Source organism: Neobacillus niacini (genome assembly GCF_023715785.1).
Taxonomy (GTDB): Bacteria; Bacillota; Bacilli; order Bacillales; family Cytobacillaceae; genus Neobacillus; species Neobacillus niacini_E.
Genome location: NZ_JAMBOX010000002.1, coordinates 407,039 through 421,809, shown reverse-complemented (window position 1 = coordinate 421,809; position 14,771 = coordinate 407,039). Strand labels below are relative to the sequence as shown.

The window sequence follows — 14,771 nt, the reverse complement described above, 5'->3', positions numbered from 1 at the left end:
TAAGTTACCAAACTGCTACATACTGGGAGGGACGTTAGATGGAAATGTGTAAACAGGACTTTATATTTTCTACCCTTGTTTCCGACAGCACGGATGTGAAGGAATTTATCATTGAATTTTATCATGAAAACGCCGCCGAAAGTTCTCCTATAAAGGTTACTAAAAATTTTGATGAACTAATCGATTTTTTAAATGAATTAGAGAATTAGACTGAGAAACAGAGTCCTTTAAATTGGGACTCTGTTTTTGTATAAAAATTATTCCAAGATTCCGAATAATCCACTATAGTAGTAATAAAGAACTATATAAAAATAGTGCTATCGGAGGGTTTATGAAAAAAAGTGCCGTTATCCCATCTTTTCTCATCATAATAGGCTGTAGCCTCTTGGCCTCCTTTCTCATCGCGCAACAACAAGAGCTTTCACAACAACCTGTCGTCGCAAAAGCTTCAGCCAGCCATAAACCGCGTTTATTCGAAAATATTCAGCATGCCTATACCCCAAAAATTACCGTCGCTGCCATCGGCGATATCCTGATTCACAGCCCGCTTTATCGAGATGCTTTTAATGGGGCCAATTACGATTTTAACCCGATGTTTGAACAGGTTAAACCGTTGCTGCAAAATCCGGATATTCTTACAGCCAACCAGGAAAGCTTGCTAGGCGGAGTTGAACTAGGTTTATCCGGTTACCCTAAATTCAACAGCCCGCACCAAGTGGCCGATGCTCTCAAGGAAAATGGAGTTGACATCGTTTCAACGGCCAATAACCATACATTGGATCGTGGCGAGAAAGGGATCCGATCGGAAACGGCCTATTTCAACAGCATAGGATTGCCGTACGTTGGCAGCTTTACCGATGCTGCTGACCAGAAAACCTTAAGGATTATCGAAAAAAACGGGATCAGGCTGGCGTTTCTTTCCTATACTTATGGAACGAACGGAATTTCTGTCCCAAAGGGAAAAGATTACTTAGTCAATGTCATCAACCGCGAACGGATGGCACAAGAAATAGACCGGGCTAAAGCCGAGGCAGATGTTGTCATTATGAGCATTCATTGGGGAATTGAATACCAACGGAATCCGACCAACCAGCAAAAAGAGCTGGCAAACTTTTTAGCAAATAAGGGTGTTGACATCATTTTTGGTTCTCATTCACATGTTCTTCAACCAATGGAATGGATTCAAAGAGACGATGGGAGAAAGACCTTTGTCGTCTATTCATTAGGGAACTTCCTTTCAGCCCAGACTGGCCAGTATAAAGATATTGGCGGGATCGCAAGCGTTGATATCGCTCTCGATAAATCCGCGGCAGCAACGATGGTGGAGCTGACAAATCCAGTCTTTTATCCGACATATGTTACAAAAGTAAATAATCATTACCGTGTAGTGTCACTGGAGGCAGCAACCACAATTGGCCTCCCTAATGCGGTTGCAAAAAATAACGAAATTCAAGAACATATGGTACAATGGCTCCGATGAACCAGAGAAAAAACATGGATTCACGGGGGAATTTGGGATGGAAAACCGCAATAGTACAGGGGTTATAGTAAGCATTCAGTTTACGATTATGACTTTTCTTTTATCAAGAGGGATTTACACATCCTTCTTTGTGTTACTGGTCTGTTTATTCCTGACCATCCTCTTTTTAAAGGAACATAATCGAATTTTCACCTGGATTCTTCTCGCCTTTTTCGTTGGACATTTAACGGCAGCTTATGGCGATCAATTCCTGGAAAGCTATCATTTTTCGCCCGCGTCTAATGTAATACTTAGTCAATTGCTGGGTCTGCTTCCAGTCGTGTTGGTCATTTATATTTTAGCACAATTCAAGCAGAAACTATGGTGTGACGGTGGGAAACAAAGAGTGGCGCTATTGAATTTGAAAGGGTTCCTATTTTTCACTGGCTTACTACTTTTCGTTAATCTTGGGCTGCTTTTCTCTCAAAAAGTTAACATAAGTGTGAGAGCTGTTTCATTCATTTTACTGGTTTCCATTATTCACGCTTTAATAGATGAAGTGTTATGGCGTGGATTGCTGCTTCCCCAGTTCATCAAAATAATAGGTAAAACCTGGGCCATGATCATTTCAAGTATTGCTTTCGGTTTGAGTTCGACGATGTTTGGTATATCTGTGCAAATTAGCTTAATCTTCATCGGCTTGGGCTTACTATTGACTTTTTTAACCGTAAAGACAAACAGCATTCTTCCTGCTTTTGTCGTCCATACTTTGATCACGGTCATTATATTGCTAAGTGGCATAGTAATTCTGCCAATTTAAAACGAGGGCACACATCAGTTCATGTGTATGCCCTCGTTGTTTTCCCAAATATGTTGAAACTGCCCTTCCTGGAGCAGGATTTCCTTCTGTTTCGGTCCAATTAAATCAAAGTGGGAATAGCCGTCCTTGCGATGGTCAATCCACTCTTTTTTCAGGCCATATTTCTTCCCCCATTGTGCCAGCCGATCAAGGTCACCACAGCCAACCTTTGTTACGGTATTATACCCAGGAAAACGGTCATCGAGCCAATAATGGGTGAGAAAAGCAATTTCGCCACGATCGATTTTCTCTTTCCATTCGATCACATCACGTCTCTTAATCCCAAACGCCACCCATGCCTCACCTCTTACTTCTTTTTAATTTCCTCGTACTTTAAAAACCATTCAGGGAATGCCTTTTTAAACGATGTCGGTCGAAAATTATTCTTCTTGACAATAATATGAGTCGAAGTTCCCTCGGCACATACTTCATCATTGCCGTTCATAATGGAGTAGCCATAAATGGTTTTAATGCCGTCATTAAGTTCAACCCATGTTTTCACAAAGGCCTTGTCACCGTATCGAAGTGGTTTTTTGTAGGTGATTCCAATATCATACACCGGAGCATAATAGCCAGCCTCTTCCATCGATAAATAATTGTAGCCGAGGTCTTCGATTAAGCCTGTCCGGCCGAGCTCGAAGAACTTTAAATAGTTGGCATGATAAATCACGCCCATCATGTCTGTATCAGCATAATAAAGCTGAATTTCCCTAGTTGAAACAAAATAATGATCCATTACCGCTCCACTCCCACTATTTTTTCAATTGCTCTTTGAACATCCTCAGCTTCGAGAATCAGCGATTTCTCCAGCAGATTTTCACCGGGATCGTCATTCATCAATCTGGCCGCCTGAGCCTGAATCATTTCATCGACCAAATTAGTCGCAAACCGGCCATTTCCTCGAGTTGTTTCTGTTTCAAGGGTATTTATTAGCATTTGTTTTGCCTTCTCTGTCACGCTGTATTGAAAGCTCCCCGCATATGAAACGATAATTTCCAATAATTCTTCTGGAGAATAGTCGGGAAAGAAGAAGAATTTTTTAAACCGCGAACGCAGGCCGGGATTGCTTTCAAGCAGGACATTCATTTCAGTTGGGTAGCCTGCTAAAATCACAACCAAGTTTTCGTTCTGCTTGGTCATTTCGTCAACCAGTGTATCTATGACTTCTTTCCCAAAGTCTCCTGAGGTTTGGCTAAGCAGTGAGTAGGCTTCATCAATAAAAAGCACGCCGCCAAGTGCTTCTCTGATTTTTCGCTTCGTTTTTTCCGCCGTTTGCCCCACATACCCTGCAACAAAATCGGCCCTGCTGGTGACAATTAAATGCCCGCGCTTTAATAGCCCGCATTCCTTTAACAGCTCGGAATAAATCTTGGCCACAGTGGTTTTTCCGGTCCCAGGGTTTCCCGTAAACACGGAATGCAGTTGAACCGGCACTGTCGGCAGTCCATGATTTCGGCGAAACTGCTGCATTTTTACAAACGATACCAATGTACGAATTTCTGTTTTTAACGATTCAAGACCGATTAAATTATTGAGCTTATCATTCGGTGATTCCGTTTGATCCTCACGATTAACGGTAAAGTCCGCTTTGGTTAAAAGCATATATTGGAGCAGGTCGTCCCCGGTTGTACCCGCCCCTTTTTTAAAAATCGCATCCATCACAATATTGCGGACCGTTCTGGCATTGCCAAATGTATCGTCCACACGCTCCTGGTCAAGGCGATGACTGATCTCAAGCTTCGCGTCAGCTGTTAGATAATAATCATTATCCATGGCAGTTGCTTCGGCAATTTGAATTAATTCATCATTGGAGTAATTCGGCAAATGGATAAAGTTTGATTGCGGAAACCGGCTGCGCAGGCCAGGATTGGCGTGTAAAAACGTCCGCATTTCTTCTGGATAGCCTGCCAGGATGACAGCGAATTTACCGCCATATTCATGTGACGTCATCAAGGAAACGAGCGTATCGACCGCAGCCTGTCCGTAGTCATTGCCTGATTGACCCTCACGTTTCAAGCTATAGGCTTCATCAATAAATAAAACACCGCCGACAGCCCGTTCGACAACCATTCTGACGTTTTCCTCTGTCTGGCCGACAAAGGAGCCGACAAGCTGTGATCGATTGGTTTCGATTACTTTCTGGCGTGGCAGAACTCCAAGCTCGTGATAAATTTTCGCCAACAGTCTCGCGAGGGTGGTTTTCCCTGTCCCTGGATTACCGGTAAGGACCATATTTAGGCTCATTTCGTCTTTACTGGCAAAACCAAGCTTTTTTCGCTGCTGCTGGTATTTTAAAAACCGGTAGTAATCATTGACGCGCTTTTTGACAGAATCCATGCCGATTAAGCCGTGCAATTGGTCCAAAGCAGTTTTTTCAGTACTGGCGGGCTCCTCTTCATCCGTTATAAAAAGCTGCTGCCAGTTGGTTTTGATTTCTTCTACGTTGGCTAAATGAAATTTTAAAGCATCGTAGTAGGTGGCGGTATGAAATACACCGGTAATCGATTGGTCATATTCCTCTGCCGCTTTCAACAAGCTGCTTGTTTCGCTTATCGCAGAAGTCAGCAATTCATAGAGCTTGCGGTAGGTTTGAAAAATATTCTTATCCATCATGGTCGAGGCAAGATCAAGCTTCGCCTCTAGGGCCGGAAGCTGCTCTTCACCCTTTTGCAAAAACCTCTGGCATACACTTATGTAATGCTGTGATACTTTCTTCTTTGCCGTGCGGTTATCTGTTTCCCTAATGGCCGGAAAGGCAAGTGAGTCCAACATATCTTTAAAGTCATGCCAATCGGTGCGAACAAGGATCTCCTTAGCTTGTTTGTTCTCAGGGTTAAGAGCGATTGCTTTTTCAAGCAGGGTGGGTGCCAATGGATCTTGGTGATCGCGGCCAAGTCTTGACAGTGCTAATAATGTGAGCAGCTTCGAGGAGATTTTGACATCGTGTTCTTGGCTATAGGCTTCGAGCACATGGCTTTCCTCTTTAAGCACCCCTGCTTCATTTAGCTCGTTCTCCCACGTGTTGATTTGTTCTTGTTTATCTTGATTCATTCATTATCACATCACTATAAAAATTTCTTTCCCTATCTTACCATAAAGTCCGCACCCCGGCGAAATAAATGGCATTAGAAAAGGACCCGTTAGGCTGGAACAGGTCCTTTGGATGGATTATTTTTGATCTCTAACTTCATCTTTGATTTCAGAACGGAAGGAATCAATGCTTTCACGTCTGCGCTCATTTTTTTCCTGGATTTGCCGGCGCTGTGTATCGCTGTCTGTTAACGCCATTGACTCTTCAGCCGCTTCCATGTTTTGGATTGTATTTTCAATCATGTTTTGCAGCTTTTCAACATTATCGCTACGGTCATCTGGATTTGGTTTGTTATTATAGGTCATCCGTAGTTCCTCCTTGAAATGTACTCACTACAGATATAGTTTGTTTCGACAGCAAAAAAATATCACGGCAATGTTTACCTTAATGCCTAAAAATTTCGTTATTTTAACACAACAAAAAGACCCTTAGCCAATTTAGGCTCGGGTCTATAAATGATGTTTATTCGCCTTTTGTTTGCATTACCTGGGCGTGTTCGCCTGAGGTGTCTTGCATTTGATTTCCTTTATTTGCAGTTGACCTTCTAGGTTGTGTCCCCACATGTGAAGGTCGGAAACGTTTTGTTTGATACCCTTTACCCATTCACTATCCCCCCTTATGTACATTTTGTCCAAAGGGCGTTAAACCATGAATGGTAAACTTTTGGGTTACTCAGCTTTGCCGAGACGTTTTGCTTCAATGCGCTGTTCGATTTTTTCCATTGCAGCACGATCTTTTAAAAGTTGTGATTTATTTTCAGATACTAGTTCTGCAAATGAACGTTTTCTTGGTTTTCTCATTTGGCTCACCTTCCTTACTTACTATTGTAACAGTAATTATGCCCGGAAACGGTTGCAATTATTACAACTTTTTGAAAATTTATTCGTTTTTTTCTTTTTTCATAAAAAAGACATTGGCTGTGAACCAATGCCTGATTTCTCTATTTTAATTTACCAACCTGTTCTTTCATGTCCTTATATTTCATGGAGCCAACAAATTTATGCTGCATTATTCCTTTACTGTCTATAAAATAAGTGGTAGGAATCGACAGGACCTTGTACTCCTCGTTCACTGCATCTTCGGTATCTAACGGGATTGGGAACGTAATTTTATATTCATCCACAAATGCTTGAACATCCAATTGCGGGTCAATGTTTACCGCCAAAATGGTCACTTCATCGCCAACTTCCTGATGAAACTTTTCCATATCAGGCATTTCCGCTTTACAAGGCGGACACCAGGTTGCCCAGAAATTGAGCATCACTTTTTTTCCTTTTAAATTGGAAAGCTTTACAGTTTCGCCAGTCAATGTTTTTAATTCAAAATCCGGGGCCATTGAGCCTACTGCAGGGCCTTTTTGGCTTGCAGCGGTCTGACTCGCTGGCTCGGGTTCTTTTGTTTGTTTATTAACTGCTTGGACAATTGCTACGGTTAATAACGAAATTAACAACACGGCAGCAATGACTTTTTTCCACATCCCGAATCTCTCCTTCGTTTTAGTACTCACTAATGTTGATTTTACACTATAAACCCTATGGAAACAAAATCGGATGTGTTAATTCTGTGACAATCGGTTTTTTTGCTTTACAAGCGCTTGAAATTCCTCATCCAAACGCTGATAATTTGAATCCTTTTGGTCTATAGTCGATAATTTTCCGAGTATAGCAGCGATTTTCGTTTCAATGACCAACAGTGTTTCCTGTTTATCATCACCATCCTGTTTGCCTTTATTAAAATATTGTTCCGGTGTCATTTCTAAACGGCTAATTTGTTTATTGTCAAAAGCAAGCACAATGTCACAAAGCTTGTTTAAAAAATAATAATCATGGGAGACTGTTATAATTGTTCCAGTAAACTCGCTTAACGTTTTTTCAAGCTGCTCCCTGCTTGGCAGATCAAGATGATTGGTTGGCTCATCCAAAATCAACACATCGTATTCTTTCATCAACATATCCACCAACTTTACCCGCGTCCGTTCGCCGAGACTTAATGTACCGATTGGCTTCATGATCAACTGCTCTGTTAATCCAATGTTGGCTAGCATGGTCCTAGCTTTAAAAATGCTTTTCTTATCCGTAAAACCCATAGCCTCCAACGCTGTCTTTTCAGCGGGCAAATCGGAAACATCCTGGCTAAGATAAGCGATCTTTAGCGACTTACTGCTCCACAATTCGCCTGTGGTACCTTCCACCAAACCCATAATCATCTTGATTAGGGTTGTTTTACCGCAGCCGTTTTCTCCTAAAAGCCCAATCCGTTCGCCGTGATTGATATAAAACTGCGAGTTTTGGAACAGCTTCCGATCGTCGTAGGACATCCCCAAGTTTCGGGCTTCAATGATTCGTTTTCCCCGTTTGCCATGGCCGTCAAACTGAAAACGAACCTTTGCATCCTCAATCGGTTTTTCTACCTTATTTTTTGCAAGTTCTTTCTCCAATCGCCTTCTTTTTGATTTTACCTGATTATCAACCTTTTTGGCCTTTACTCGGTGATATTCTTTAAAGCCTTCTTCTTTTGTAGAGGCTCGGTGCGCGTTATCAGACCAAGTCTTTAACTGCTCCATTTGCGCTTCCATTCTTTCTATCTGGCGCTGCTGGACTTCATATTGATGGTGCTGATTCGCCCTTTGCCGTTCTTTTTCCTGACGGTAAGCGGTGTAATTTCCATTGAAATGATGGAGTTTCCCCGCTTGCAGTTCAAATATCCGTTTGACAGTCTGATCAAGAAAATGCCGATCATGGGAAATAATGAACACAGCCCCTGGAAATTTTTCGATTTCAGAAACTAACCAATTGACTCCTTTGTAATCCAAATGGTTAGTTGGTTCATCGAGAATCAATAAATCTGGATTGGAAGCCCAAATGCTTGACAGGGCAAGCTTTAATTTCTCCCCGCCACTCAAGTTAGCCAGCCTGTCTTCCTGCCAATCATAGACCTTTTTGAGACCAAGTTCGCTGGCAAGCTGATAGACCTCTTTTATTTTTAATGCTTCTTGAAAATCATTCACTTCATAATCGATCGATTGTGAAAGATACCCGATTTTTAATTGGGCTTTTTTTTCAATCCATCCTTTGTCAGGTGTTTCCTTTCCCAATACCAGGTTGGCCAAAGTGGTTTTGCCCGCCCCGTTATAGCCAACAAGCCCGATTCTTTCGCCGTATTTAAGATCAAACTGGATTTGGTCCAAAATTTTACGTGAATTATAGCTTTTCTCTAAACCCTTCACGTTCAGAACCACTGTATATTTGTTCATAAAAAAACCCCCTTCGAGCGAACCTGAAGAGAGTTAAATGTCATAATAATGGCACACAAAATAAACCTTAATTAGGTTTGAGGAAGCGTACGTATGATCAGGACATAAAAAAGGGCAGACAAATCCCATTCTTCAGGTTCAACATTTTTCGTTTATTCGAATCATGTGCTGAAAAATAAGATTAAAACTTCATCGGCCTTTGTTTCATTCCTTTTCGTTTGATAGTTCCATTTTATTTAAATAACGCCCGAAATGTCAATGGTTTTAAGAAAAACACACCGTGCCCAAGGAGCACGGTGTGTTAATTGCAGATTATTGTCTAGCTACAGCGCTTAGGCGCTTCCGCTTTTCGATTAAGCTTGCAGCTTTTCACGCAATACCATTTGCAGGATACCGCCATGACGGTAGTAGTCGATTTCAACTTCGGAATCGAAGCGGACAACCACTTCAAATTCTTTCTTGCTGCCGTCTTCAGCAGTTGCTGTTACTTTTACAAGATCACGTGGTTTAACACTTTCGTCCACTTGAACTTCGAATGTTTCCTTACCAGTTAAACCAAATGATTCAGCGCTGTCGCCGTCTTTAAATTGAAGCGGAAGAACGCCCATTAACACAAGGTTAGAACGGTGGATACGCTCAAAGCTTTCAGCAAGCACGGTTTTGATGCCTAAAAGGTTTGTACCTTTAGCAGCCCAGTCACGGGAAGATCCCATACCGTAGTCTTTGCCGGCAAGAACCATTAAGCCTGTACCTTGCTCTTTGTACTTCATGCAAGCATCATAAATCGACATCACTTCGCCTGTTGGCCAGTAAGTGGTGAAGCCGCCCTCTGTACCAGGAGCGATTTGGTTACGGATGCGGATGTTTGCAAACGTACCGCGCATCATGACTTCGTGGTTACCACGGCGAGAACCGTAAGAGTTAAAGTCACGAGGCTGAACGCCTTTTTCTAATAGATACTTTCCAGCTGGAGTATTCTTGCCGATTGCTCCTGCAGGAGAAATATGGTCAGTTGTTACAGAGTCGCCGAACTTACCAACGATACGAAGACCAGTTAATGACTCAACTTCGCCTGGATCTTTAGATAAACCTTCAAAGAATGGCGGGTTAGCAATGTAAGTGGAATCTTCATCCCAAGTATATAATGGCTCATTGCTAGTCTTGATTTCGTTCCAGCGCTCATTGTCACCAAAGACATTCTCGTATTCTCTACGGAATAGCTCAGGAGTTACAGTGCGCTTCACAACATCATTAACTTCAGCAGTTGTTGGCCAAATGTCCTTGAAGAACACGTCGTTGCCGTCTTTGTCTTTACCAATCGGGTCTGTTTCAAAGTCAACATTGACAGTACCTGCTAATGCATAAGTGACTACTAACGGCGGTGAAGCCAGGTAGTTCGCTTTTACAAGCGGGTGAATACGTCCTTCGAAGTTACGGTTACCGGAAAGAACGGATGTAACTAATAGGTCGTTTTCCGCTACAGTTTTCTCGATTTCTTCTTTTAATGGACCGGAGTTACCGATACATGTTGTACAGCCGTACCCTACAAGGTTGAAGCCGATTTGCTCAAGGTATGGAAGCAAGCCGGAATCACGAAGATATCCAGTTACAACCTTGGAGCCAGGTGCTAAAGAAGTTTTGACAAACTTAGGAACTTCCATTCCAAGTTCGACTGCTTTCTTCGCAACAAGTCCTGCACCAACCAGTACATAAGGGTTAGAAGTGTTTGTACAGCTAGTTATTGACGCAATCGCAACTGCACCAGTCTTCATTTCTACTTCGTCACCATTATTAAACTTAACCGTTGCAGACTTTTCAAGCTCATCTGCGCCTAAGCCGAAACCTTGGTTGCCTTGCGGAGCAGAAACAGCCTTCACGAATTCTTCCTTCATTTTTGAAAGTGGAATTAAATCTTGCGGACGCTTAGGGCCGGAAAGATTTGCTTCGATTTCAGCAAGATTGATTTCGATGACGTCCGTATAAACAGGCTCTTCTGCAGGATTGAAGAATAAGCCGTTTGCTTTGCAATATGCTTCTACTACTTTAATAGCTTCTTCATCTCGGCCAGTTAAGCGCATATATGCGAGAGACTCATCATCAATTGGGAAGAATCCGCAAGTTGCGCCATATTCAGGAGCCATGTTGGCAACTGTGGCACGGTCAGCAAGTGGCAGTACAGATACGCCATGTCCGAAGAATTCTACGAACTTGCCTACCACGCCATGCTTACGAAGAACTTGGGTTACTTTTAACGCAAGGTCTGTCGCAGTTGCGCCGTTTGGCAGTTCGCCAGTTAATTTAACCCCGACAACCTCTGGCACTGGGAAGTATGAAGGCTGACCAAGCATGCCAGCTTCTGCTTCGATACCGCCAACGCCCCAGCCTAAAACACCAAGACCGTTGATCATCGTTGTATGGGAGTCAGTACCAACAAGGGTATCTGGATATGCTTCTAGTTCGCCGTCCACTTCAGCAACATGAACCACATCGGCCAAGTACTCAAGGTTAACTTGGTGAACGATCCCAGTTGCAGGAGGAACAGCACGATAGTTGTTAAACGCTTTTTGTGCCCAGCTTAAGAACTGATAACGCTCGGCATTACGTTCAAATTCCAGGTCCATGTTTACTTTTAACGCATTTTCGTTTCCATATGCATCAACCTGTACAGAGTGGTCAATAACCAAGTCAACTGTTTTTTCCGGGTTGATTTTGTCTGGGTCACCGCCAAGGTCAGCCATTGCTTTTCTTAAAGAAGCAAGGTCAACGACTGCAGGAACGCCAGTGAAGTCTTGAAGAATAACGCGTGATGGCTTGAATGGCACATCCACCTCTTTAAGCTCATCTGTTCCCCATTTTGCCAGGTTTTCAACGTGCTCTTCTGTGATTACACGGCCATCGTATTGGCGAAGCACTGATTCTAGTAATACTTTTACGGAGTAAGGCAATTTTGATACATTGCCGATGCCTGCTTCTTCCAGAGCGGCCAAGCGATAATAGTGATAGCTTTTGCCGTTAACGTCGAAGGAAGAGCGGGCGTTAAATACATCCTTTTTAACCATGAAAAAACCCCCCTATTCGAAAAGTCGAAAAGTTTGAAAATTCCCATCCGGCTTAACTTTTCTCACAATTCTAATCTTAATACAAGCGATTACATAAGTAAATAACAAGAAAGTTATTGTGTTTGATAAGTTTATCTTATCTTTTTTATGTAATTTGTTCGAAATATTTCGAAAACACAGTTGATTACTTATGATGAATTGTGGTTCGTGGGCCGAAGGACTTTCCCCTTTATTATGGCAAAAAAACTTTAATTTGTCATTTATTTCGTTCGAATGGAAATCATAACAGTATTGGGAGGTGATGAATATGGCGAAGCGGAAGGCGAACCATGTACGGCCCGGCATGAATGCGGCAAAAGCACAGGGTGTGGGTGCCGGTTTTAATGAAGAAATGGCAACAGAGCACTTAACTGAAATGGAAAAACGGAACAATAAAAAACGGAAAAAGAATCAATAACAACGTAGTAAAAGCGGGACCTAAGTGGCCACCGCTTTTTATGTGTTAATCCATATTTACTTCGGTCACCATCTGCTTTAAATCCTGCTGAAACCGCTCTAATTGAGCTCTTTGGTGCTCAGAAGCCACCTCAAGAGCATTTTCAATCTGCTGGTAAGCCTCATTGACTTCATTTTTTAAATGTTTTAACTGATGGCCGTAGCTTGCGCTGTCACTGACAATCGTTTCATAAAGCCCTTGAGCGTTTTCAAATCCTTGCTGGGCCGCTTGAAATGCCTCCTGCTTATTCTTGTTGTACGGATTTCTTTGCATTTTGTTTTTCCTCCTCAAATTTGTTTACCCTTTAAATTGCACAGATGCTAAAAAAATATTCAGCATAAAACGACGGATTGACTGCATCCTAAAAAATGAGGAGGGATAATCGTGACAAACAAAAATGACAGCAAAGATATGCACCGAAATCAGCCAAAGACATCCGGTCAGCCAGAGCCGCTGAGCGGATCAAAAAAGGTGAAAAACCGCAATCATACACGCCAGAAAAGCAAGTCTCATCACGATATGTAACCAAAAAGCATCGGTCGGGATACCCCGGACCGATGCTGATCAATGAATAGTTGTTAATGCTTCAATAATCAACTCTTCCTCTTCTATCGTGACGGTCCGCAAATCAATCATGAACTCATCCCTTTGAATCCTGCCGACAATCGCCGGCTTCGTTTCAGTCCGCAGTTTACGGCCCAACTGTTCTGCCGTTAATGATTGATGGGTTAAAGCAATGACTGCTGTAGGCAATTCCACATCGGGCATCGTTCCACCGCCCACCTGGCTGATGTCCGGCAAAACTTTTGCTCTATACTGGCTTGATCGTTGTAACAATTTTGAAACAAAGGTTTGTGCCCTTTCGTCTAATTCTATAACGGAAACTAATAAATCGCGGATCGTTGGGATCTCAAGCATGGCTTTTTCACCGCGGGCATAAGCTAATAATGTACCCTCGAGCGCTGCCAGAGTCATCTTATCGACCCTCACCACTCGCGCCAATTGATGTTTTTTCAACCTCGCAATAATTTCTTTTTTCCCGGCTATAATTCCTGCCTGAGGGCCGCCCAAAAGCTTGTCACCGCTAAAAGTAACAACATCCGCCCCCATTTCGATTACCTCTTTGACAACAGGTTCATCACCAATTCCGTGTTTTCTAAAATCAAACAGGGCGCCGCTGCCCAAATCTTCATAAAAAATGACATCATCGGTCTTTTTGGCTAACTGGATTAGCTCGTCCGTTTCGACTGATTTCGTAAATCCGATAACTTTAAAGTTGCTTGTATGAACCTTCATGATAATCGCCGTGTCCGGACTTAAAGCATTTTCATAATCATAAAGATGAGTCTTATTGGTTGTCCCAACTTCCACCAGCTTGGCGCCGCTTTCCTCCATAATGGAAGAAATTCGGAATGACCCGCCAATTTCGACAAGCTGTCCCCTAGATACGATGACTTCCTTATTTTCTGCCAGCGCCCGCAGCACGAGATAAACAGCCGCGGCATTGTTATTGACAACCATGGCGGCCTCTGAGCCGGTGATCTCTTTTACTAAAGCTTCCACATGGCTATGCCGCGAACCACGCTCACCTTCGTCTAGCTTATATTCGAGGTTCGAATAACTTCGCGCTGTTTCCACCACATGATTAATCGCAGATTCGCTTAATCGTGCCCTGCCAAGATTTGTATGTAAGATGGTGCCCGTTGCATTGATGACCCGTTGTATTGTATAGGAATATTGATTGGATACTTTTATGTTAAGGTGATTGAATACCTCTTCAATAAACGCGGTGGTTCCCGGTTTTGGTCCTGACCATTTTGATTGAAGCAACCATTGTCTAATCTCTTCCATTACTTCCTTTAACTGATTGGTTAATTGGACCGAATCGAGCCCGCTTTTTTCAAGGATGCTTAAAAATTCATTATGTTTTTGCAGTTCATGGACAGGGGGGATTGATCTTAGCGATTCTTTCATTATGTAAACTCCTTTTACAATTCCTTCTTTCGTCCTATTATAACATTTTTCACGTTTAACGGCTCAGTGAATAGTATGATACGAGCAAGGAGGAAATGGAAGTGAAGAATAAAAAGTCTCCTCAAGACCAAACCGTTGATTTGGAGAAAATGGAGCAATGGTTAAAAGACTATTTTTTAGATCCGCTCACATCGCATTATGACCATTCTCAATTCAGAATAGACATATACGAAACAGATGAAAATTGGATTGTCGAAGGTTCTTTGGACGAATATGCCAGCTCGGAAATTACAGTGAAAATGGAAAAGTCGCAGCTAATTATCTCAGCCCAGAAGCATGATTATTCCTCCCCCTCGCCTTTCCCCAAAAAAGTTCGCGCCATTAACTTCCCTTTTCCTATAATAAATCATTGTGTACGCGCCTCTTTTCAGCATGGGGTGTTGGAAATTTTCATATCAAAAAAGATAGAGAATGGATTTGGAAAAGATCGTTTTATTACCCTGCCTTAGGTGTTTTTTTCTATTTTCAATTAACATAACATTATTATATACAATAGAAAACCTCGCACCGATTGGTACGA

The 14,771-nt window shown here is 42.4% G+C and carries 17 protein-coding genes; 6 read left to right on the top strand and 11 right to left on the bottom strand.

What is annotated here, in order from left to right; genetic code table 11:
- Positions 1-38: 38 nt before the first annotated feature.
- The 3 genes from M3234_RS06710 (at position 39) to M3234_RS06700 (ending at position 2,279) form a co-directional block, all read left to right on the top strand.
- The gene (locus M3234_RS06710) at positions 39-209 is read left to right on the top strand and encodes a hypothetical protein (RefSeq protein ID WP_262303957.1); all 171 of its coding nucleotides are present in this window, start codon (positions 39-41) and stop codon (positions 207-209) included.
- Positions 210-331: 122 nt separating this feature from the next.
- Positions 332-1,480 (top strand): CapA family protein, encoded by a 1,149-nt coding sequence (locus M3234_RS06705; RefSeq protein ID WP_262303956.1) that lies wholly within the window; start codon positions 332-334, stop codon positions 1,478-1,480.
- Positions 1,481-1,517: 37 nt separating this feature from the next.
- A complete protein-coding gene (locus tag M3234_RS06700) occupies positions 1,518-2,279 on the top strand; it encodes a CPBP family intramembrane glutamic endopeptidase (RefSeq protein ID WP_262303955.1) in 762 nt (253 codons plus the stop codon).
- Positions 2,280-2,293: 14 nt separating this feature from the next.
- Here the strand turns inward: M3234_RS06700 and M3234_RS06695 are convergent, their stop codons facing one another.
- The 9 genes from M3234_RS06695 to acnA all read right to left on the bottom strand — a co-directional run bounded on the left by M3234_RS06695 (position 2,294) and on the right by acnA (position 11,721).
- On the bottom strand, positions 2,294-2,611 hold the full coding sequence (locus M3234_RS06695; RefSeq protein WP_262303954.1) for a hypothetical protein: 318 nt from the start codon (positions 2,609-2,611) through the stop codon (positions 2,294-2,296).
- Positions 2,612-2,625: 14 nt separating this feature from the next.
- Positions 2,626-3,054, bottom strand: coding sequence for an acyl-CoA thioesterase (locus M3234_RS06690; RefSeq protein ID WP_066304838.1), 429 nt, complete (start codon positions 3,052-3,054; stop codon positions 2,626-2,628).
- Positions 3,054-5,369: an AAA family ATPase gene (locus tag M3234_RS06685; RefSeq protein WP_262303953.1), complete on the bottom strand. Its 2,316-nt coding sequence runs from the start codon at positions 5,367-5,369 to the stop codon at positions 3,054-3,056. The genes M3234_RS06690 and M3234_RS06685 overlap by 1 nt, the downstream gene beginning before the upstream one ends.
- Positions 5,370-5,486: 117 nt before the next feature.
- Positions 5,487-5,714 (bottom strand): small acid-soluble spore protein Tlp, encoded by a 228-nt coding sequence (gene tlp / locus M3234_RS06680; RefSeq protein WP_262303952.1) that lies wholly within the window; start codon positions 5,712-5,714, stop codon positions 5,487-5,489.
- A 157-nt stretch (positions 5,715-5,871) separates the two neighbouring features.
- Positions 5,872-6,012: an acid-soluble spore protein N gene (locus tag M3234_RS06675; protein ID WP_262303951.1), complete on the bottom strand. Its 141-nt coding sequence runs from the start codon at positions 6,010-6,012 to the stop codon at positions 5,872-5,874.
- A 65-nt stretch (positions 6,013-6,077) separates the two neighbouring features.
- On the bottom strand, positions 6,078-6,209 hold the full coding sequence (locus M3234_RS06670; protein WP_066304847.1) for an FbpB family small basic protein: 132 nt from the start codon (positions 6,207-6,209) through the stop codon (positions 6,078-6,080).
- 140 nt (positions 6,210-6,349) lie between these two features.
- A complete protein-coding gene (locus M3234_RS06665) occupies positions 6,350-6,886 on the bottom strand; it encodes a peroxiredoxin family protein (protein ID WP_262303950.1) in 537 nt (178 codons plus the stop codon).
- 78 nt (positions 6,887-6,964) lie between these two features.
- Positions 6,965-8,662: a ribosomal protection-like ABC-F family protein gene (abc-f, locus tag M3234_RS06660; RefSeq protein WP_262303949.1), complete on the bottom strand. Its 1,698-nt coding sequence runs from the start codon at positions 8,660-8,662 to the stop codon at positions 6,965-6,967.
- A gap of 353 nt (positions 8,663-9,015) precedes the next feature.
- Positions 9,016-11,721 (bottom strand): aconitate hydratase AcnA, encoded by a 2,706-nt coding sequence (acnA, locus tag M3234_RS06655; protein WP_262303948.1) that lies wholly within the window; start codon positions 11,719-11,721, stop codon positions 9,016-9,018.
- Between the two features lie 307 nt (positions 11,722-12,028).
- Here acnA and sspO point away from each other — a divergent pair, with 307 nt between their 5' ends.
- Positions 12,029-12,178, top strand: a complete 150-nt coding sequence (gene sspO / locus M3234_RS06650) for a small acid-soluble spore protein O (RefSeq protein WP_262303947.1) — start codon at positions 12,029-12,031, stop codon at positions 12,176-12,178.
- Positions 12,179-12,223: 45 nt separating this feature from the next.
- Here sspO and M3234_RS06645 read toward each other — a convergent pair whose 3' ends face one another.
- The gene (locus M3234_RS06645) at positions 12,224-12,490 is read right to left on the bottom strand and encodes a hypothetical protein (RefSeq protein WP_066304858.1); all 267 of its coding nucleotides are present in this window, start codon (positions 12,488-12,490) and stop codon (positions 12,224-12,226) included.
- Between the two features lie 111 nt (positions 12,491-12,601).
- On the opposite strand from M3234_RS06645, the gene M3234_RS06640 reads away from it, so the two are divergent.
- Positions 12,602-12,742: a small acid-soluble spore protein P gene (locus M3234_RS06640; RefSeq protein WP_262303946.1), complete on the top strand. Its 141-nt coding sequence runs from the start codon at positions 12,602-12,604 to the stop codon at positions 12,740-12,742.
- A 39-nt stretch (positions 12,743-12,781) separates the two neighbouring features.
- On the opposite strand, the gene selA is transcribed toward M3234_RS06640, so the two are convergent.
- Positions 12,782-14,191 (bottom strand): L-seryl-tRNA(Sec) selenium transferase, encoded by a 1,410-nt coding sequence (selA, locus tag M3234_RS06635; protein ID WP_262303945.1) that lies wholly within the window; start codon positions 14,189-14,191, stop codon positions 12,782-12,784.
- A 101-nt stretch (positions 14,192-14,292) separates the two neighbouring features.
- Here selA and M3234_RS06630 point away from each other — a divergent pair, with 101 nt between their 5' ends.
- A complete protein-coding gene (locus M3234_RS06630) occupies positions 14,293-14,700 on the top strand; it encodes an Hsp20/alpha crystallin family protein (protein WP_262303944.1) in 408 nt (135 codons plus the stop codon).
- The last annotated feature ends 71 nt before the right edge of the window (positions 14,701-14,771 follow it).

Excerpts from the sequence above, each read along its gene's own strand:
- M3234_RS06710 (WP_262303957.1), top strand. The coding sequence starts at position 39 with ATGGAAATGTGTAAACAGGACTTTATATTTTCTACCCTTGTTTCCGAC.
- M3234_RS06705 (WP_262303956.1), top strand. The coding sequence starts at position 332 with ATGAAAAAAAGTGCCGTTATCCCATCTTTTCTCATCATAATAGGCTGT.
- M3234_RS06700 (WP_262303955.1), top strand. The coding sequence starts at position 1,518 with ATGGAAAACCGCAATAGTACAGGGGTTATAGTAAGCATTCAGTTTACG.
- M3234_RS06690 (WP_066304838.1), bottom strand. The coding sequence starts at position 3,054 with ATGGATCATTATTTTGTTTCAACTAGGGAAATTCAGCTTTATTATGCT.
- M3234_RS06685 (WP_262303953.1), bottom strand. The coding sequence starts at position 5,369 with ATGAATCAAGATAAACAAGAACAAATCAACACGTGGGAGAACGAGCTA.
- tlp (WP_262303952.1), bottom strand. The coding sequence starts at position 5,714 with ATGACCTATAATAACAAACCAAATCCAGATGACCGTAGCGATAATGTT.
- M3234_RS06675 (WP_262303951.1), bottom strand. The coding sequence starts at position 6,012 with ATGGGTAAAGGGTATCAAACAAAACGTTTCCGACCTTCACATGTGGGG.
- M3234_RS06670 (WP_066304847.1), bottom strand. The coding sequence starts at position 6,209 with ATGAGAAAACCAAGAAAACGTTCATTTGCAGAACTAGTATCTGAAAAT.
- M3234_RS06665 (WP_262303950.1), bottom strand. The coding sequence starts at position 6,886 with ATGTGGAAAAAAGTCATTGCTGCCGTGTTGTTAATTTCGTTATTAACC.
- abc-f (WP_262303949.1), bottom strand. The coding sequence starts at position 8,662 with ATGAACAAATATACAGTGGTTCTGAACGTGAAGGGTTTAGAGAAAAGC.
- acnA (WP_262303948.1), bottom strand. The coding sequence starts at position 11,721 with ATGGTTAAAAAGGATGTATTTAACGCCCGCTCTTCCTTCGACGTTAAC.
- sspO (WP_262303947.1), top strand. The coding sequence starts at position 12,029 with ATGGCGAAGCGGAAGGCGAACCATGTACGGCCCGGCATGAATGCGGCA.
- M3234_RS06645 (WP_066304858.1), bottom strand. The coding sequence starts at position 12,490 with ATGCAAAGAAATCCGTACAACAAGAATAAGCAGGAGGCATTTCAAGCG.
- selA (WP_262303945.1), bottom strand. The coding sequence starts at position 14,191 with ATGAAAGAATCGCTAAGATCAATCCCCCCTGTCCATGAACTGCAAAAA.